The organism is Cupriavidus sp. 01L45 (genome assembly GCF_056399885.1).
The window spans coordinates 1-18761 of sequence record NZ_JBFTSG010000094.1; the positions used below are offsets into that span (position 1 = coordinate 1).

Annotated in this window: 15 protein-coding genes and 1 pseudogene; 8 read left to right on the forward strand and 8 right to left on the reverse strand. The window is 65.3% G+C overall.

What is annotated here, in order from left to right; genetic code table 11:
• Positions 1 to 8: 8 nt before the first annotated feature.
• The 3 genes from phnY to AC1DT6_RS38590 are packed head-to-tail and all read right to left on the reverse strand — an operon-like array spanning position 9 to position 3529.
• The gene (phnY, locus tag AC1DT6_RS38580; RefSeq protein WP_441635852.1) at positions 9 to 1472 is read right to left on the reverse strand and encodes a phosphonoacetaldehyde dehydrogenase; all 1464 of its coding nucleotides are present in this window, start codon (positions 1470 to 1472) and stop codon (positions 9 to 11) included.
• A 42-nt stretch (positions 1473 to 1514) separates the two neighbouring features.
• The gene (gene phnA, locus AC1DT6_RS38585) at positions 1515 to 2792 is read right to left on the reverse strand and encodes a phosphonoacetate hydrolase (RefSeq protein WP_441635854.1); all 1278 of its coding nucleotides are present in this window, start codon (positions 2790 to 2792) and stop codon (positions 1515 to 1517) included.
• Between the two features lie 32 nt (positions 2793 to 2824).
• The gene (locus tag AC1DT6_RS38590) at positions 2825 to 3529 is read right to left on the reverse strand and encodes a phosphonate utilization associated transcriptional regulator (RefSeq protein WP_441635856.1); all 705 of its coding nucleotides are present in this window, start codon (positions 3527 to 3529) and stop codon (positions 2825 to 2827) included.
• A 269-nt stretch (positions 3530 to 3798) separates the two neighbouring features.
• On the opposite strand from AC1DT6_RS38590, the gene AC1DT6_RS38595 reads away from it, so the two are divergent.
• The 5 genes from AC1DT6_RS38595 (at position 3799) to AC1DT6_RS38615 (ending at position 10238) form a co-directional block, all read left to right on the forward strand.
• On the forward strand, positions 3799 to 4830 hold the full coding sequence (locus tag AC1DT6_RS38595; RefSeq protein WP_441635858.1) for a putative 2-aminoethylphosphonate ABC transporter substrate-binding protein: 1032 nt from the start codon (positions 3799 to 3801) through the stop codon (positions 4828 to 4830).
• Positions 4831 to 4940: 110 nt separating this feature from the next.
• On the forward strand, positions 4941 to 6041 hold the full coding sequence (locus tag AC1DT6_RS38600; protein ID WP_441635860.1) for a putative 2-aminoethylphosphonate ABC transporter ATP-binding protein: 1101 nt from the start codon (positions 4941 to 4943) through the stop codon (positions 6039 to 6041).
• On the forward strand, positions 6038 to 7768 hold the full coding sequence (locus tag AC1DT6_RS38605; RefSeq protein ID WP_441635862.1) for a putative 2-aminoethylphosphonate ABC transporter permease subunit: 1731 nt from the start codon (positions 6038 to 6040) through the stop codon (positions 7766 to 7768). Before AC1DT6_RS38600 ends, AC1DT6_RS38605 begins: the two co-directional genes overlap by 4 nt.
• 88 nt (positions 7769 to 7856) lie before the next feature.
• Positions 7857 to 8990 (forward strand): 2-aminoethylphosphonate--pyruvate transaminase, encoded by a 1134-nt coding sequence (locus AC1DT6_RS38610; RefSeq protein ID WP_441635864.1) that lies wholly within the window; start codon positions 7857 to 7859, stop codon positions 8988 to 8990.
• Positions 8991 to 9386: 396 nt separating this feature from the next.
• Positions 9387 to 10238: an EamA family transporter gene (locus AC1DT6_RS38615; RefSeq protein ID WP_428180524.1), complete on the forward strand. Its 852-nt coding sequence runs from the start codon at positions 9387 to 9389 to the stop codon at positions 10236 to 10238.
• Here AC1DT6_RS38615 and AC1DT6_RS38620 read toward each other — a convergent pair.
• Positions 10216 to 11529: an MFS transporter gene (locus tag AC1DT6_RS38620; RefSeq protein WP_477111535.1), complete on the reverse strand. Its 1314-nt coding sequence runs from the start codon at positions 11527 to 11529 to the stop codon at positions 10216 to 10218. The two genes, AC1DT6_RS38615 and AC1DT6_RS38620, sit on opposite strands and share 23 nt — an antisense overlap.
• A gap of 103 nt (positions 11530 to 11632) precedes the next feature.
• Positions 11633 to 13267, reverse strand: a complete 1635-nt coding sequence (locus tag AC1DT6_RS38625; RefSeq protein WP_441635868.1) for a GMC family oxidoreductase — start codon at positions 13265 to 13267, stop codon at positions 11633 to 11635.
• Positions 13268 to 13411: 144 nt separating this feature from the next.
• On the opposite strand from AC1DT6_RS38625, the gene AC1DT6_RS38630 reads away from it, so the two are divergent.
• Positions 13412 to 14260 (forward strand): IclR family transcriptional regulator, encoded by an 849-nt coding sequence (locus AC1DT6_RS38630; RefSeq protein WP_477115487.1) that lies wholly within the window; start codon positions 13412 to 13414, stop codon positions 14258 to 14260.
• Between the two features lie 285 nt (positions 14261 to 14545).
• Entirely contained in the window at positions 14546 to 15274 is a 729-nt protein-coding gene (locus AC1DT6_RS38635) for an IclR family transcriptional regulator (RefSeq protein ID WP_428180526.1), read from the forward strand.
• 54 nt (positions 15275 to 15328) lie between these two features.
• Here the strand turns inward: AC1DT6_RS38635 and AC1DT6_RS38640 are convergent, their stop codons facing one another.
• The 3 genes from AC1DT6_RS38640 to tauA form a co-directional block, all read right to left on the reverse strand.
• Positions 15329 to 16204, reverse strand: a complete 876-nt coding sequence (locus AC1DT6_RS38640; protein ID WP_441635872.1) for an ABC transporter permease subunit — start codon at positions 16202 to 16204, stop codon at positions 15329 to 15331.
• Positions 16205 to 16214: 10 nt separating this feature from the next.
• Entirely contained in the window at positions 16215 to 16991 is a 777-nt protein-coding gene (locus AC1DT6_RS38645) for a taurine ABC transporter ATP-binding protein (protein ID WP_045243183.1), read from the reverse strand.
• Positions 16992 to 17064: 73 nt separating this feature from the next.
• Positions 17065 to 18078 (reverse strand): taurine ABC transporter substrate-binding protein, encoded by a 1014-nt coding sequence (tauA, locus tag AC1DT6_RS38650; RefSeq protein WP_477115488.1) that lies wholly within the window; start codon positions 18076 to 18078, stop codon positions 17065 to 17067.
• 485 nt (positions 18079 to 18563) lie between these two features.
• Here tauA and AC1DT6_RS38655 point away from each other — a divergent pair.
• Positions 18564 to 18761: pseudogene (locus AC1DT6_RS38655) on the forward strand (sulfoacetaldehyde acetyltransferase); the annotation flags it as partial.

Sequence of the window (18761 nt, forward strand, 5' to 3'; positions counted from 1 at the left end):
CCTACCCCCTACCCCCAAGGCATCGTAATCGACTTCAAATTAGTAAAACTCTTAATCGCCTCCTGCACACCCTCCTTATAGCCAAGCCCCGAATCCTTGATCCCCCCAAACGGCGTAAGTTCGATACGATAACCAGGCACTTCCCACAGGTTGACCGTACCCACCTGCAACTCATCCGCAAAGCGGGCAAAGTCGTCCATCCGGTTGGTGCATACCCCCGAGGACAAACCAAACGCGGTGCCGTTGGAAATACGGATGGCGTCATCGATATCCCGGAAGGTAATAATGGGCGAGACCGGCCCAAAGGTTTCCTCGCGCACCACCGTCATGGCCGGATCGACACGATCGATCACCGTAGGCGAATAGCGCGCGCCGTCGCGAAGATTGCCCAGCACCAGCCGCGCCCCCTGCGCCACCGCCTCCTTCACGCGGGACTCGAACAGCGCGGCAGCCTCGGCGTCGATCACGGTGCCCATGTCCACGGTACGATCCATCGGGTCCCCATATTTCCAGGCACGGGTCTTTTCCACCACCATCTCGGTGAAGCGGTCGGCCACAGCCTGGTGCACCAGCATGCGCTTGACCGCAGTGCACCGCTGCCCGGAATTCTTGTACGAGCCCTGCACCGCCAGGTCCGCGGCGCGTTCCAGGTCGGCGTCGTCCATCACGATCAGCGGATCGTTCCCGCCCAGTTCCAGCACCACGCGCTTGTAGCCAGCCTTGTTGGCGATGTACTTTCCGATGCCGACGCCTCCGGTGAAGGTGACCAGGTCCACCGAGGGATGGGTGATCAGCTCGTCGGCGATTTCGCGCGGGTCGCCCGTCACCACCTGCAGCATCTGCGGCGGCAGGCCGGCTTCATACAGTATGTCGGCCAGGTAGTAGGCCGACAGCGGCACCTTTTCCGACGGCTTGAGCACCATGCGGTTGTTGGTGGCGATGGACGGCGCCACCTTGTGCGCGACCTGGTTCATCGGATGGTTGAACGGCGTGATGGCGCAGATCACGCCGAGGAACGGCGAGCGCTGGGTCATCACGCGGCGCTTCTTGCCGTGCGGGGTCAGGTCGCAGGAGAACAGCTGGCCGTCGTCGCGCAGGGTTTCGTTGGCGGCAAAGCCAAGCACGTCGGCCACCCGGCCGATCTCGTAGAGCGAGTCCTTCTTGCACAACCCGGATTCGAGCGTGATCAGGTCCGACGCTTCCTCCACCCGCTCGCGCAGCAGCGCGGCGGCGCGGTTGAGGATGGCGGCGCGTTCGAAGCGGGTCAGCGTGGAGCGGTACGCGCGCGCCACGGCAAAGGCATGCCGCACGTCTTCCACGCTGGCCATCGGCACGGTGCCGACCAGCGAGCCATCGTAGGGGCTGCAGACTTCGATCACGCGCTCGCGCGTCATCTTCTTGCCGTCGATGCGCAGCGCTTCGGCGCGGAAATGCGGGCTGACCTGGCCGGCGGAAAACTGGGGGGCATTCATGTCGGTTCTCGCGTCAAGGATTCGGGCGGATTGGGGCTGCGCTCAGTGCAGGTGATTGAGCGCGACATCGAAGATGTCGAAGTTGCGTAGCTGCGCCTTGCCGGGAATGCCCGCCGTGGCGCGGTTGAACACCAGCGGCACGGTCTGCTCCGACACGCCGCCATGCGAGCGCAGCGGCGCGTCCAGGCCGGACAGGTCGTGCCGGCTCTGGCTGGTGCCCAGTACCACATGCTTGCCGCTGACGATCACGAGATCGCCCACCCGGTCCGGCGGCAGTTCGAAGCGCGCGCAGGCCTCGGCGTTATCGAGCACGCTTTCGATGCCCGGCAGCGCCGCCAGCCGTTCCTTGAGCGCGGCGCGGTCGGCATCCTCCGGCAGATAGACAGTGGCATACGAGCCCAGCGCGCCGTGGTGCACCACGTAGGGATCGGTGATCGGCAGGATCACGCGCGCGCCGCCCGCCTCCACGCCGCGGCCCAGCCACGCATCGAGCTGGTCCTGCAGGTAGATCACGTTGGGGGCCTTGGTGGCGTCGTCGTGCTTTGCGTTCATGCCGTGGTCGGCGGTCAGCGCCACCACGCAGCCGAGCGCGTCGAGCTGCGCCAGGTATTTGTCCATCATGGCGTAGAAGGCGTTGGCGCCGTCCGAGCCAGGGGCGAACTTGTGCTGGATGTAGTCGGTGGTGGACAGGTACATCAGGTCCGGCCGCCGCGTTTCCATCAGCCGCACGCCTGCCGCAAAGACAAACTCGGACAACGCCGCGCTGTACACGTCCGGCACCGGCATGCCGACCAGTTCCAGCACGTTGTCGATACCGTTCTCCTCCACCGTGGCCTGGTCGGCCTTCTCCGAGGAAAAGCAGATGCCGCGCATGCCGTAGCCGAGCAGGCGGCGCAGCTTGTCCTTGGCGGTCACCACCGCCACGCTGGCGCCGGCGTCGGCAAAGGCGGCCAGGATGGTACCGGCGCGCAGGTACTTGGGGTCGTTCATCATGACTTCCTCGCCGCGCCCGCCGTTGGCGCTGCGGTCGAAGAAGTAGTTGCCACAGATGCCGTGCACCGCCGGCGGCGCCCCGCACACGATGGAGAGATTGTTGGGGTTGGTGAAGGTGGGCACCACGCACGCCCCGCGGAAGCTGGCGCCTTCGGCCAGCAGGCGTTTCAGGTAGGGCGCGCTGCCGCTGGCGGCGGCCGCTTCCAGGTAATCGAACTCACAACCGTCCACGCAGACCACCACCACGGGCTGTTTCATCCATTGGTAGGTGCGCTGATTGACAGTGATGCTCGGTGCGGCGACGCTGGAAAGATTCGGGTTCGACATATCGGGGGTTCCTGTGCGGGAGAGGAAAAGCTTCAGGGCGTATGGGTAGCGGCGCCGCCATCGACGGCGGCATGCATGCGGGCGCGGCCACGTTCCACGTGCTCGCGCATCAGCCTGCCGGCCAGCTCCACGTCGCGCCCGGCAATGGCGGACACGATCTCGCGGTGCTCGCGGGTCGAGGTGGGAATGGCGTTGCTGTCGGCGGACAGCGCCTCGCGCCGGTACAGGGTGAGTTCCTTGACCAGGCGCCGATAGGTATCCACCAGCTTGCGGTTGCCGGCGAGCTCCACCATGCGGTCGTGCAGGGCGAGGTTGAGGCGGGTGTATTCGTCGAGATCGCGCGCGGTGCTGGCCGCGCCCATGGCCTCGATCAGCGCGCGCAGCTCGCGCACGCCTTCGGCCGTGATGTTGGCGGCGAGCAGGCGGCCCACGTATTCGTCCAGCACCGCGCGCAGCGCATAGATTTCGTCGGCTTCTTCCAGGGAGATGGCGCGCACGAACACGCCGCGGTTTTTCTCGGTGCGCAGCAGGCCGGCCTGCTCCAGCGCCCGGAAGGCTTCGCGCAGCGGGCCGCGCGACACATTGAACTCGCCCGCGAGTTCGATTTCATTGAGCCTGGCGCCGGGTAGCAGACCGCCGGACACGATGCGCATTTCAAGCTCGCGCTGCACCAGGGTGGTCAGCGACTGGCTCTGCAGGATCGCAATATCGCTCGACTGAGCGGCTGGCCGTGACATGAAGACTCCTGATTCGGGACCATCGAAATTCCTGGTTGTCATTAAAGCAAGCAGTTTGTATATTGTCAACAAACCAGGTACCGATGAAGAGCACGAAACGCCGCCCAGCATCCCGTGAAAGTCCGGGCACACGTCTTGCAAGCGTTGTAAAACAAGGGTTTAACGGTGATATGTGGTGATGCGATGGTGGTGCAACATGCCCCAAAGCGCTGCAACAAATTCACCAAATTGACACACAATACAACCTAAAATGCCACAAGGAGCCCCACATGAAAGCGACGTTCAAGTTCGTTCCGCACCTGGCCGCCGGCGCCCTCGCCCTGTGTTGCGCCAGTACCGCGATGGCGCAGAAGACCACCCTCACCGTCTATACGGCGTGGGAGATCGAGACGCTGAAGCCCTACGCCGAGGGCTTCGCCGAGGTCGCCCCGGACATCGAACTGAAGTACGTGCGGGATTCCACCGGCGTGATCACCGCCAAGGCGCTCGCGGAAAAAGCCAATCCGCAGGCCGACGTGATCGCCGGGCTGGCCGCATCCAGCCTGGAACTGCTTAAACAGGAAAACATGCTGACGCCTTACTCGCCAAAGGGCTTCGACCGTCTCACCCGCGACTACAGCGACAAGGCCACGCCACCTAACTGGGTCGGACTGGACGTATGGGGCGCCACCATCTGCTTCAACACCGTGGAGGCCAAGAAGCGCAACCTGCCCAAGCCGGAAACCTGGCGCGACCTGACCAAGCCTGTCTACAAGGGCATGATCGTGATGCCCAACCCGGCGTCGTCCGGCACCGGTTTTCTCGACGTGACCGCGTGGCTGCAACTGTTCGGCGAGCAGGAAGGCTGGAAGTACATGGACGCGTTACACGAAAACATCGCCCAGTACACGCACTCCGGCTCCAAGCCGTGCAAGCAGGCCGGCGCCGGCGAGTTCCCGATCGGCATCTCGTTCGAGCTGCGCGCGCACAAGACCAAGGCCTCGGGCGCGCCCATCGACATGATCTTCCCGACCGAGGGGCTGGGTTACGACATCGAGGCCGCCGGCATCGTCAAGGGCACCAAGAAGCTGGAGGCCGCGCAGCGTTACCTGGACTGGCTGGCCAGCAAGGAAGCCAATGAACTGTTCGCCCGCGACTGGGCCATCGTGGCCTATCCCGGCATCGCCAAGAAGGTGGAGAGCATCCCTGTGAACTACGAAAAGATGCTGGTCAAGAACGACTTCAGCTATATCGCCAAGAACCGCGAGCGCGTGCTCAACGAATGGCAGAAGCGCTATAGCGGCAAGTCGGAAAAGCAATAAGGCAAACAATAAGGCAAACAATATGGCCGCCAGCGCGCACGGGCACGACGCCATGCCCGTGCGCGGCAGCGAGCCAAGCCAGCCCTCACCCCCACAAGAGGCGACACACCATGCAAAACATGACCGCCAGGCTCGATAGCTACCTCAGCCTGCAAGGCATCCAGAAGCGCTTCGGCGGCTTTACCGCCCTGCAACATATCGACCTGGAGGTACGCCAGGGCGAACTGCTGTGTTTCCTCGGGCCCTCCGGCTGCGGCAAGACCACCTTGCTGCGCATCATCGCCGGACTGGAATCGCAAAGCGCCGGCACCATCATCCAGGCCGGCCGCGACATCTCCACCCTGCCGCCAATGGAACGCGACTACGGCATCGTGTTCCAGTCCTACGCGCTGTTCCCCAATCTCACCGTGGCGGACAACGTGGCCTATGGCCTGGTCAACCGCCGCATGCCGCGCGCGCAGCGGCAGGAGCGCGTGGCGGAACTGCTGACCATGGTCGGCCTGCCCGAGCGCGGCGGGCAGTACCCGGCCCAGCTTTCCGGCGGGCAGCAGCAGCGCGTGGCCATCGCCCGCGCGCTGGCTACCTCGCCCGGCCTGCTGCTGCTGGACGAGCCGCTCTCCGCGCTGGACGCACGCGTGCGCGGGCGGCTGCGCGGAGAGATCCGCGCGCTGCAGCAGCGGCTGAACATCACCACCATCCTGGTCACGCACGACCAGGAAGAAGCACTGTCGATGGCCGACCGCATCGTGGTGATGAACCAGGGCGCCATCGAGCAGATCGGCACGCCCGCGCAGATCTACCAGCGCCCTTCCACGCCGTTCGCAGCCGATTTTGTCGGCCGCACCAATATGCTGGCGGCGCGCGTGGGCGGCGACGGCGAACTGCACTTTGGCGGCACGCGCATGCGCTGCGCGACGCCGCCCGGCTGTTGCACGGATGAATCCGTGCAGGTGTTCTTCCGGCCAGAGGATGTCTGCGTGCGCGGCATCGAGCAGCACGGCGGCAACGTGCTGGACGCTACCGTCGACAAGATCGAGTTCCTGGGCGCGTTTTCCCGCCTCACGCTCAGGTTGCCGGACACGGGCGGCCACTGCGCCACGCTCTACGCGGATCTTTCGCTGAACGACCTGCACGACTTGCGCCCCAGCGCCGGCGATTTGCTGCGCCTGGCCATTCCCGCCGACCGCATCCGCATCTTCCGCCAAGCATGAGCCTCAGCCTATCCACCGCCCCGGTGGCTGAAGCCACCCCCGCCGCCACCCGCGTGCGCGCGCACTGGACCGACCGCCTGGCGCTCGCCCTGCTGGGTGTGGCCGCGCTGGCCCTGCTGTGCTTCGTGCTGGCGCCCATCGTGATGATCCTGGCCAAGAGCGTGCAGAACCGCGCCGGCAGCCTCGCCGGCCTCGCGCACTTCCGCGCCTACCTGGAGTCTCCCGCGCTGCTGCGCTCGGTGTGGAACAGCGTGTGGGTATCGGCGCTGGCCACCGCGCTGACCGTGCCGCTGGCCTTCGCCTTCGCCTACGCGCTCACGCGCAGCCGCATCGCCTGCAAGGGCATGCTGCGCAACCTGGCGATGATCCCCCTGCTGGCGCCCTCGTTGCTGGCGGCGATCTCCTTTATCTTCTGGTTCGGCAACCAGGGCCTGCTCAAGCCGTACATGGGCGAGACGCAGATCTACGGCCCGCTGGGCATCGTCGCGTCGATGGTGTTCGCCACCTTCCCGCATGCGCTGATGATCCTGATCACCGCGCTGTCGCTGACGGACGCGCGCCTGTACGAAGCGGCCGACGCGCTCGGCACCTCCACGTTGCGGAAATTCCTCACCATCACGGTGCCCGGCGCGCGCTACGGGCTGGTCAGCGCGGCCATGGTGGTGTTCACCTATGCGATCTCCGACTTCGGCATTCCCAAGGTGATCGGCGGCAACTTCCATATGCTGGCCACCGATATCTACAAGCTGGTGATYGGCATGCAGGATTTCTCGCAGGGGGCGGTGGTATCGCTGATGCTGCTGGTGCCAGTGGCCGTCACCTATTACATCGACGCGCGCGCGCAGCGCCGCCAGATGGCGCTGATGACCGCCCGCTCCGTGCCGTACGTGCCGCGCCGCAGCCGGCGCTTCGATCTCTCCATGGCCGCATTCTGCTGGGTCATGGCAGCGCTGATGGTGGCGGTGATGGGCATGGCGATCTATGCATCGTTCGTCAAGCTGTGGCCCTATGACTTCTCGCTCTCGCTCGATCACTACCGGGTTGGCCTGGTGGAAGGCGGCGTGGTGGACTCGTACTTCAACAGCCTGCGCCTGGCGATCGCCTGCGCGCTGCCGGGACCCGTCTTCATCTTCAGCACAGCCTACCTGCTGGAGAAGACACGCGGGCTGGACTGGCTGCGCGGCTTCGTGCGGCTGATGGCGGTGCTGCCGATGGGCGTGCCGGGGCTGGTGCTCGGACTGGGCTACATCTTCTTCTTCGTGCCGGCGGCCAACCCGCTCAACGTCATGTACCAGACGCTGGGCATCCTGGTGCTGGTGACCATCGTGCACTACTACGCCTCCTGCCACCTGACCGCGGTAACGGCGCTCAAGCAGCTCGACAGCGAGTTCGAAGCCGTTTCCGCCTCGCTCAAGGTGCCCTTCTACACCACCTTCCTCAAGGTCACGGTGCCGGCCTGCCTGCCCGCCATCCTGGACATCTCGCGCTACCTGTTCATCAACGCCATGACCACCGTATCGGCGGTTGTCTTCCTGTATGGCGCGGATACCAAGCTAGCCTCAGTGGAGATCGTCAATCTCGACGAAAGCGGCGACATCGGTCCCGCTGCCGCCATGGCCACGCTGGTGGTGCTGACCTCCGCCTTCGCCTGCCTGCTGTACTACCTGCTGCAGCGCGTGCTCGATGCGAAGACGCAGGCCTGGCGGCAATCCGGCCGCAACGACTGACGCAACCCAACGGCATTCCATGCCCACGAGGCACGGAAGCCATCACTCCAACGATCCCAATCCCTGAATCCATCCCTGGAGCACAACCATGATCCGCGGCAACGACCCCATCCTGCTAACCCCCGGCCCCCTCACCACCTCGCTCGCCACCAAGCAAGCCATGCTGCGCGACTGGGGATCCTGGGACACCAGCTTCAACGCCATCACCCGCAGCCTGTGCGACGACCTCATCGCCATCGTGCACGGACAGGGCAGCCACGTCTGCGTGCCCATGCAGGGCAGCGGCACCTTCTCGGTGGAAGCCGCCATCGCCAATGTCGTGCCGCGCGACGGCAAGGTGCTGGTGCCGCAGAACGGCGCCTATTGCCAGCGCATCCTCAAGATCTGCAAGGTACTGGGCCGCGCCAGCGTGGAACTGCCGATCCCCGAAGACCAGCCGGCGACCGCCGCGCTGATCGAAGCCGCGCTCGCCCGCGATCCGTCGATCACCCATGTGGCGCAGGTCCATTGCGAAACCGGCGCCGGCGTGCTCAACCCCCTGCCCGAGATCGCCGCGCTATGCGCGCGCCTGGGCAAGGGCCTGATCGTGGATGCCATGAGCTCCTTCGGCGCGCTGGACATCGACGCGCGCACCATGCCGTTCGACGCGCTGGTGGCGGCCACGGGCAAGTGCATCGAAGGCGTACCGGGCATGGGCTTCGTGCTGGTGAAGAAGACCGTGCTGGAAGCCAGCCAGGGCAACAGCCATTCGCTGGTGCTGGACCTGTACGACCAGTACACCTATATGCAGAAGACCACCCAGTGGCGCTTCACGCCGCCCACGCACGTGGTAGCGGCCTTCCGTGCCGCGCTCGACCAGTTCCTGGAAGAAGGCGGGCAGCCTGTACGCGGTGCGCGTTATCAAGCCAACTATGAAACGCTGGTGAGCGGCATGGCGGAACTGGGCTTCCGCCCCTTCCTCTCGCCCACGGTGCAAGCGCCAATCATCGTAACGTTCCATGCACCGTCCGATGCGCGCTATGACTTCAAGACCTTCTACGCCAAGGTACGCGAACGCGGCTACATCCTCTACCCCGGCAAGCTGACACAGGTCGAGACATTCCGCGTGGGCTGCATCGGCGCCATCGACGCCAACGAGATGCGCAACGTGGTGAGCGCAATCGACGAAACGCTCCGCGAAATGGGCATCGAGATGAAGGCACCGCTGGCGCGGGCGGCTTGAGGCATTTGCAGAGCCGTCGTCCGGGCAAACGCCCGCCCCCTCTCCCGCAAGCGGGAGAGGGGAGTGAACCAGTGGATGGCAAACGGCGGCTCGCCGGCAGAAGCGGGTACCGGACGAAAGCCCCAACGCTTGATGTCCAGGGACATCAAACAACAGCGGTGCCACCAGAACAACGATTCGGTGTAGCCGTGTGCTGCGCCTTCAAGGGCGGGCCACACCCCAGCGCGATGCGAAGCGAGCCGTCAAGGTGTACCAGGCCGTATGGGGCGCCTTCTTTGCCTACTTTCTTGGCAAGACAAGAAAGTAGGTCGCCGCCCCACAGGGGTGGTGAAACTGCCTTTGACTTTAGGCTTTTGACGTTAAGCGGTTGCATCAAGCCCCCAAGCCCCCCCCCAAATGCCCCTCCCCCCCGACTCCCCCGCCACCCCCTTCCTAGCCGTCATGCTCTCCGCGATCATGCACGCCTCCTGGAACGCCATCGTCAAGATCGGCGGCGACCGCCTATCGTCGATGGCGCTGATCGACAGCTTCTGCTTCCTCGTGGCATTGCCAATGGTATTCCTGGTACCGCTACCCGCCCCCCAGGTTTGGCCCTTCCTCCTCGCCACCGTCACACTAGAAGTCGGCTACAAACTATCGCTGGTAGCCGCCTATAACCGCGGCGACTTCAGCCAGGCCTACCCCCTGATGCGCGGCTCCGCCCCGTTGATGGTCGCCATGATCCTCCTGCTGACCGGCGCCGAGCGGCTCGGCCCCGGCGGCTATGCCGGCATCGCCCTGATCTGCATCGGCCTGGTCAGCCTGGTACGCTGGCGCAGCCAGTCCCCCGACCTGATGGCCTTCGCCCTGCTGGCGGGCGCCTGCCTGGCCGGCGGCACCGTGATCGACGGTACCGCGGTCAAGCGATATGGAGACGTCTTCTCCTATATCGCCTGGCTGCAGTTGCTGTCGCATATCTTCATGCCCGGCTTTGCCTTCAGCCAGCGCGGGCGAACGCTGCTGACCCTGTTCCGCCAGGAGTGGAAACGCGCCTGGATCGGCGGCATCAACCGCGTGGGTTCCTACGCGCTGATGCTCTGGGCCATGACGATGGCGCCAGTGACCAAGCTGGCGGCGCTGCGCGAATCCAGCGTGATCTTTGCAGCGCTGCTCGGGCATTTCCTGCTACGCGAGCCGTTCGACAAGCGCCGCCTGGTAGCGACGGCGCTGGTGGTGGCGGGCATCGTCACGCTGCAGTTGGCGCGCTGATCGCGGACACCCGGCGCATCTGCCTCCCGATCAACGCGGCGCACAGGGCCGACACCACACCGGCGAAGACCGCATAGGCGCAGATCTGCCACGGCGCTCCGCCGCCGCTCTTGAGCAAGGCGGTGGCAACGATGGGCGTGATGCCGGAGGCAAAGATGCCCGAGAACTGGTACACGAAGGAGATGCCGGTATAGCGCACCCTGGCGTCGAACAGCTCGCAGAACAGTGCGGCCTCCGGCCCGTACACGGCCGCGTAGAAGATACCGAAGGGCACCACGATGGCCAGCCAGAGCAGCATCACGTTCTGCCCGCCGTTGAGCATCAGCCAGAAGGCCGGGAACGAGGAGAAAGCGGTGATCAGCGAGCCCCAGAAGTAGACACGCGTGCGCCCGATGCGATCCGACAGGCCGCCGAAGAACGGGATGAAGAAACACATCACCACCGCGGACGCCATCACGCCGACCAGGGCCTGGGTACGCGAGATGTGGATGGTCTGGGTCAGGTAGGTGATCGAGAATACGCCGAAGATATTGAAGAACACGCCGTCGATATACCGTGCGCCCATGCCCTTGAGGATATTGCCCGGATAACGCCGCATCATGTCGACGAAAGGAATCTGCGTCTCGGCGTTCTGTCGCTTGACCGCGGCGAACTCCGGCGTTTCCTTGACGTTCAGGCGGATATACATGCCGACGAAGACCATCGCCGCCGACACGATAAAGGCAACACGCCAGCCCCAGGCGAGGAACTGGGCGTCCGTCAGCAGCAGCGAGAGCAAGGCGACCACGCCCGATGCCAGGCACAAGCCGATCGCCAGGCCGATCTGCGGCAGGGAGGCGTAGAAGCCCTTGCGGTGCGCCGGCGCGTATTCATAGGCCATCAGCACCGCCCCGCCCCATTCCCCGCCCAGCCCGATCCCCTGGAAGACGCGCAGCAGCAACAGCAGCACGGGTGCCCACAAACCGATGCTGTCGTAGGTCGGCACAAGCCCGATCAGGAATGTGGACACGCCCATGATCATCAGCGTCATCACCAGCATGCTCTTGCGGCCGATGCGGTCGCCGAAGTGGCCGAAGATCACGCCGCCAAGCGGCCGCGTCAGGAACCCGACCGCAAAGGTTGTGTACGCCAGCATGGTTGCCACCAGCGGATCGCCGGCCGGGAAGTACAGCTTGTTGAACACAATGCCGGCGACCACGCCGTAGAGGAAAAAGTCATACCACTCGATGGTGGCGCCGATCACCGACGCCATCACGACCTTGCGAATCGCCTTTTCATTGGGGCTTGCCATCTTTGTCTCCTCACACAGGTAAGCGGCGCCCGCTGGAATGATGTGATTGTTGAGCGCCGGGGCTTGCAGAAAAACAGCGGGACCTTCCTCCTTTACCGGGGCATCATGCCGCCGCGCCGACCGGTACCTCCCGCCGCGCGTCTTCCAGGATGAAATCGGCGGCGCGTTCGGCCACCATCACCACCGGGACATTGGTGTTACCCGACACCAGCGCCGGCATGATCGAGCAATCCACCACGCGCAGGCCCGCCACGCCATGCACGCGCAGGCGGGCATCGACCACCGCCAGCGCGTCGCGGGCGGGCCCCATGCGGGCCGTGCCGGACGGATGGAAGATGGTGGCGCCGTACTGGCGGCAAAAATGCAGGATCTCGTCGTCCGAGCGCACCGCATCGCCGGGCCGGAACTCGCGCTTCATCAGCCCGCGCATGGGTTCGGCCTGGGCCACGCTGCGCGCGAACTTCACCGCCGCCACCGCGCTGCGCTGGTCCAGTTCGGTCGAGAGATAGTTCGGCTGCATGGACGGCGGCTCGAAGGGATCGGTCGACTTGATGCGCACCGATCCCCGCGATTCCGGCCGCAGCTGGCAAACCGAATACGTGCAGCCGGAGAACGGGTGGACATTGCCGCCCGCCATATCCGCGGACAACGTGGAGAAATGGAACTGCGTGTCCGGCGTAGCGCTTTCGTCCGGCAGGGCACGGCAGAACATGGCGCCCTGGTTGATGCCGATCGCCAGCGGCCCCTTGCGGAACAGCAGCCATTCCAGCCCCATGCGCGCCTTGCCGGACAAGGTGCGCAACTGGTCGTTGGTGGTGATCGGCTTGGAGACTTCGTAGATAAGCCGGACCTGGAGGTGGTCCTGCAGGTTTTCCCCGACACCAGGCAAGGCGTGCACCACCTGCACCCCCAGCGATTGCAGCAGCGGCGCGGGGCCGATGCCCGACAGTTGCAGCAACTGCGGCGATTGCAGCGCGCCGGCGCAGAGCAGCACCTCGCGCCGCGCCAGCACGGTGCATGACCTGCCGCCTTGCATGTAGCGCACGCCGATGGCGCGCCGCCCCTCGAACAGGATCGCGGTGGCATGCGCGTCGGTCTCGATGCGCAGGTTCGGCCGCCCCCGCGCCGGGCGCAGGTAGGCGACCGCCGTGGAACAGCGCCAGCCCTTGCGCGTGGTCAGCTGATAGTAGCCGGCGCCTTCCTGCTCGCCGGTGTTGAAGTCCTCGCGGTAAGGCACGCCCAGCCGCTGGCCTGCCTCGATGAAGGCATCCACCAGCGGATGGCGGCTGTCGATGGAAGTGGCATTGAGCGGCCCGGCCGTGCCGTGGGTGGGCCCTTCGCCGAGGTCGTTGTTCTCCAGCTTGCGGAAGTACGGCAGGCATTCATCCCAGCCCCACCCGGGATTGCCCAGCGCGGCCCAGTGATCGTAGTCCTGCCGCTGGCCGCGCACGTAGATCAGGCCATTGATGGCGCTGCATCCGCCCAGGGTGCGCCCGCGTGGCCAGTAGATGCGGCGGTCGAGCATATTGGGATCAGGGTCGGTATAGAAGCCCCAGTTGACCGTCTTGTGGAACATGGTCTTGCCGTAGCCGATGGGGATGTGAATCCACGGATAGCGGTCGGGAGGACCGGCCTCCAGCAGGCAGACCGCATGCCGGCCGTTTTCGCTCAGGCGATTGGCCAGTACGCAACCGGCCGAACCGGCTCCTACCACGATGTAATCAACGGTTTGCGACATCGTCGCTGTCTCCTTGTTATCTGCCGCCAGGGCCAGTCATGCCCTTTGCTGCCGTTGGCGGCGCCACTTATACTGAAACGAATTGTTCCGATCTTATGAACGAGAACCCAGAATAAGAAGGCAAATTGTGAGGAGACACAGAATATGAAACAGAATGTGCAATTTCCGTTTCAGAATCGCAGCGCAGCAGAGAGCACGAAGCCAGCCGCCGACGACGAGGACCGCACCCTGCGGGCGCTGACGGTGCTGGAATGCCTCGCGCGCGCCCAGCATCCGCAGACCCTGGCGCAACTGGCGCAGCGCCAGCGCATGCCCAAGACCACGCTGATGCGCCTGCTGCGCGCCATGGAAAGCGCCGGCTTTGTCGTGCAGATGCCCGCGGAGCGCGGCTTCATGCCCGGCCCCAGGGCAGCCGCGATTGCGATGCAGACACTAAAAGGGCCACCAATGCTGCGCGAATGCCGCGCCATTCTTGGCCGGCTGGTTGCCAGCCTTGGCGAGACCTGCAACCTGACCACGATGGACGGCGACCATGTGCTCTATGTGGAACGGGTGGAGACGGATGAGCCCCTGCGCCTGCAACTCTCGCCGGGCATCCGCGTGCCCCTTCACTGCACGGCGAGCGGCAAGCTGTTCCTGGCGGCCATGTCGCGCGCGGAGCGGCAGCAGACGTTGCGGCGCCTGGAAATCCGCGGCTATACGCCGCGCACCCTGACCGACATCGGCGCGCTCGACACTGAACTGGACCGCCTCGGCGCCCAGGGTATCGGCGTGGATAACGAAGAGTTCGTCCGCGGCATGACGGCGGTGGYGGTACCCGTGCGCGCCGGCGGCGGCACGGCTGACGCCGCCGCCCCGGATGGCCCCGTGATAGCGGCTATCGCCTGTCACGCGCCCACGGCCCGGGTATCGCTGGAGGCGCTGGTGCGAGCGGTGCCGACGTTGCGCGAGGCGGCGCGCGGCATGGCAAAAGTACTTTGCGACGAACGCTAGGCCCTTGCCCGCTCCCGACAAGGGGCGGCAGACGCGCTGGCTGATGCTGCCCACAAGCGAAGGTCTGAAGTGGAATACAATCAATCTGTCTCGTTTTCCGGAACGGAGTCCGAATTGAAATCGGCAACAGCAGCAGCACAAAGAAAAGCGCCTCCCGAGGCACCCAAGGAAAAATCCGCCAAAGGCGCGCGCGCGGCGGCGCCCTTGCGGCTGGAAGAACCGGCCGCCACGCCGCCGGTCCCGAACGCCGCAGCCGATGCCGCTGCGGACCGCGACACCCCCACGCTGCGCGCCTTCGCGCTGCTGGAATTCCTGGTGGCGGCGGACCGGCCCTTGTCGCTGGCGGAAATCATGCAGGGTTTCGAAGCGCCCAAGGCTTCCCTGCACCGCATGCTTGGCGCGCTGGAAGCGGGCGGGCTGGTGATCCGCGAGCCCGGTGCGCGCAACGCCTACGCGGTGGGGCCGCGCCTCTCGCGGCTGGGCGTGGCCATCGTCACGCATTCGGGCACACGCCAGTTGCGCCATGCCATCCTGGCACGGCTGGTGGCCGATATCGGCGAAACGGTCAACCTGACTATGCTGCACGAAACCTCGGTGCTGTACCTGGACCGCATGGAAGCCCCGTGGCCGCTGCGGCTGGACCTGAAACCCGGATCGCGCGTGCCGCTGCACTGCTCTGCCAGCGGCAAGCTGCTGCTGTCGCTGCTGCCGCGCGAGCAGCGCGCCGCGCTGGTGCGGCAGTTGCCGCTGGAGCGCTTTACGCCCAATACCGTCACCGACGTGGAACTGCTCGAAGCCGAGCTGGACCGCAGCGCCCACAAGCAGCTTGGCGTGGACAACGAGGAATTCGTGGCGGGGATTTCCTGCGTGGCGGTGCCGGTGCGCGATGAGCGCGGGCAGGTGGTGGCGGCCCTGGCGGTGCATGCGCCCACGGCACGCTCGCCGCTGTCGCGCTCGCTGGAGTTCGTGCCGCGCTTGCAGGAAACGGCCAGGGAGCTGGCCGCTACGTTCTAGACGGGGAAACGGGCGGCGCGGATAGCGGCGCCCGGCACGGCACAGGCTCTGGCTTTACATCCTTCCCTTCCAGGGCACCAGCCACTTCTCCGTCTTGCGCATCAGCAGGTCGAAGGTATAGGCAATCAGGCCGATCAGCCCGATGCCCATGATCACCACATCCGTGCGCAGGAAGTTCGACGCGTTGAGCACCATCTGGCCAAGGCCCGACGTGGCGGCCACCATCTCGGCGGCAACCAGCGTGGTCCAGCCGAAGCCGATGGCGATGCGCATCCCGGTCAGGATGTCGGGCAGCGCCGCGGGAATCACCACATGGCGGATCACCTGCCACCGGTTGGCCCCCATCGAGTACGCCGCATTGATCTGCTCGATGGTGACCGAGCGCACCCCCGCCTGCGCCGACATCGCCAGCGGCGCGAAGCAGGCCAGGAAGATCAGCAGGATCTTCGACGTTTCATCGATGCCGAACCAGATCACGATCAGCGGCAGGTAGGCCAGCGGCGGCAGCGGCCGGTAGAACTCGATGGGCGGATCGAACACGCCGCGCGCGATGCGCGACACGCCCATCATCACGCCGATCGGCACGGCCGTGACCGTGGCCAGCGCGAAGGCGCCGAACACGCGCACCATGCTGGCGCGGAAGTGCTCCGTCAGCGGCAGGCCGCCTTGCACATTGCCGTTCCAGGCATCGATAAAGGCATTGATGATGGATTCCGGCGTGGGCAGGAACAGTGGCGGCAGCCAGCGCAGGTGGCTGGCGATCCACCACAGCGCCAGCAGCGAGACCACGGTGATGGTGGAGATGCGCGAGCTTGAGCCCTCGCCTGGCAGGCGGTAGCCGGAGACGGCCTTCATGCGGCGCGCGGCCGGCCTGGCGGGCATGGCGCCCGCGCCGGGAGGGGGGTCGAGTCGTTGGGCGGTAGCAGTCATGTCGGACTCCTCAGGGCGTGGCATGGATCAGGTCGACGATTTCTTCGCGGTACCGGATGAACTCGGGATCGGACTTGACTTCGCGGGCATCGCCGCAGGCAATGAAGCGCCGCGCGAAGGGCAGCTCGTAGGTATGCGCGATGCGTCCCGGGGAAGGCGTCATCACGATCAGGCGGGTGGCCAGGAACAATGCTTCCTCCACGCTGTGGGTGATGAAGAACACGATTTTCTGTTCCGCGGCCCACAGCTTGAGGATCAGCGCCTGGATGGTTTCACGCGTGAGCGCATCCAGCGCGCCGAGCGGTTCGTCCATCAGCATCACCGCAGGGTCGTTGGCCAGCGTGCGGGCAATGCCAACGCGCTGCTGCATGCCGCCGGAGAGCTGGTAGACGGGCTTGGCCGCCACCTTCTCCAGCCCGACCAGCGCCAGCTTTTCCTGCGCGATGCGCAGGCGCTCGGCGCGCGGCACGCCGCGCAGCCGCAGGCCCAGCGCCACGTTGTCCAGCACATTGAGCCAGGGCATCAATGCATGCTTCTGGAACACCACGCCGCGCTCGGCACCAGGACCGTGCACAGTCTTGCCGTCGAGGCGGATCTCGCCTTCCGAGGGTTGCATGAAGCCGGCAATGCATGACAGCAAGGTCGTCTTGCCGCACCCGGAGGCGCCCAGCGCGACGACGAAATCGCCGCGCTCCATAGTGAGATTGACTTGCGACAGGGCCAGCGTTTCGGCGCCGCCACGGCCGCCGTAGTTAACGCTGAGGTTGTCGATTTCGAGTTTGGCCATAGCTGCAAACTTCCGGAAAAGGTCATTCAAGGCCACGGAGCGGACATCGCCCGCTCCGCGGCGCACAAGACAGTCAGGCCGGCGTCCTGGTGGCAAGGGCCCGCTTTACCCACTCCGCATTGACGCCCGTTCCGTAGTCCGGCAGCACGGTCTGGATGGTGCCCTGCTCCTTCAGGAACTGCGCCGCCGATTGCAGCGCCTTGGCCGCGCCGCCGCCCAGCCAGCGGGGCGAGGCTTGCTCCTCCAGCGTGGGGAATCCGTACAGCGCCATGCTGGCCGGCACGGCTTCGGCCTTGGCGCCGGAGACTTTGGCAACCGCCTTCACCATCGGCGATTCCGCGGTCCATGCGGCCTTGTCCTGGCGATACTTGTCATCCGCCGCGGCCAGGATCTTGACGAACTTGACCATGAACTCGGGGTTCTCGCGCGCGAACTTCTTGTTGGCGATCATGYCGTCGAAGGTCGCCTTGCCGGTTTCGGCGGCGATCTTGCCGGAGGTCACCAGCACCTTGCCMGATTGCTTGAGCTTGGCCAGCACCGGATCCCAGATGAAGGTGGCGTCGATGTCGCCGCGCTCCCAGGCCGCGGCCACTTCGGGCGGCCGCATGTTCATGATCTTGACGTCCTTGGGATTGATCTTGGCCTGCTCCAGCGCTACCAGCGTGTGGTAGTGCGTGGTGGAGACAAAGGGCACGCCCACCCGCTTGCCCTTGAGGTCGGCCACGCTGTTGATATTGCTGCCGTTGCGCGCCACCATGGCTTCGGCCGCGTTGATGTCGTCGAGGATCCAGAAGAGCTCCACGTCCAGCCCCTGCGACAGCGCCGAGGCAATCGGCGAGGTGCCGGCTTCGCCGATCGCGATCTGGCCCGAAGCCATCGCGCGGATCACGTCGCCGCCGCCGCCGAACTGGCGGAACGAGACCTTGTAGCCGGTCTGCTTCTCGACTTCCTTCATGTCCTGCGCGTAGCGCCACGGCACCACCATGTCCTGGTAGGCGATGACGACTTCCCTGGTCTGCGCGTAGGCGCCCGGGGCGACGACCGCCGCCATGACCACGCTTGCTGCAAGCTGCTTGATCCAACGCATGATGAACCTCCTCAAGATTGACTGTGTGGTGTGCTGTGGCGGAGATCGCCGGCACGGGAAGCCTGGCACCAGGGCGGTGCCTGCTCGAGGAGGAAGAGGTGATGAGCATGAAGCATGCCAATGTCTCCGTCTGGTTGGGACGTCTTTGCGTCCTCTCGTTTTAGCGGCGCTCTTCTCTGCGGAGAGTCAGCCCGGCGCGCACCGGATGCTGTTGAAGCAAGCCCTGAGCGCGGTGTAGCCCTATGGTAGAAAGCCGGCCCTCGCCGGGTTAGAGCCAGCGGGGACCAACTGTGGGTCCACACGGCCCGCCAGATTGCTCTTGCTGCACTTTAAAGGGTATTTACTACCGTTTTTAGGTACATGGCATTCCGTTTATCGAATTCTTCTATTGACCATCTCGCGCTCACATCCTACATTTCGACTCACGAACACTTTTCGGAACATTTGGTTCCGTTTTGAGATCGATAGACTGGAGACACGACACCATGAGCGAACACTTGCCCGAATCCCTCAAGACCCAACCCGCCGACGGCGCCGCCACCGCCGGCCCGCAGGCCATGACCCCCTCGGAAGCCTTCGTCGAGACCCTTGCCGCCAACGGCGTGACCGACATGTTCGGCATCATGGGGTCGGTCTTCATGGACGCCATGGACATCTTCGCCCCCGCCGGCATCCGCCTGATC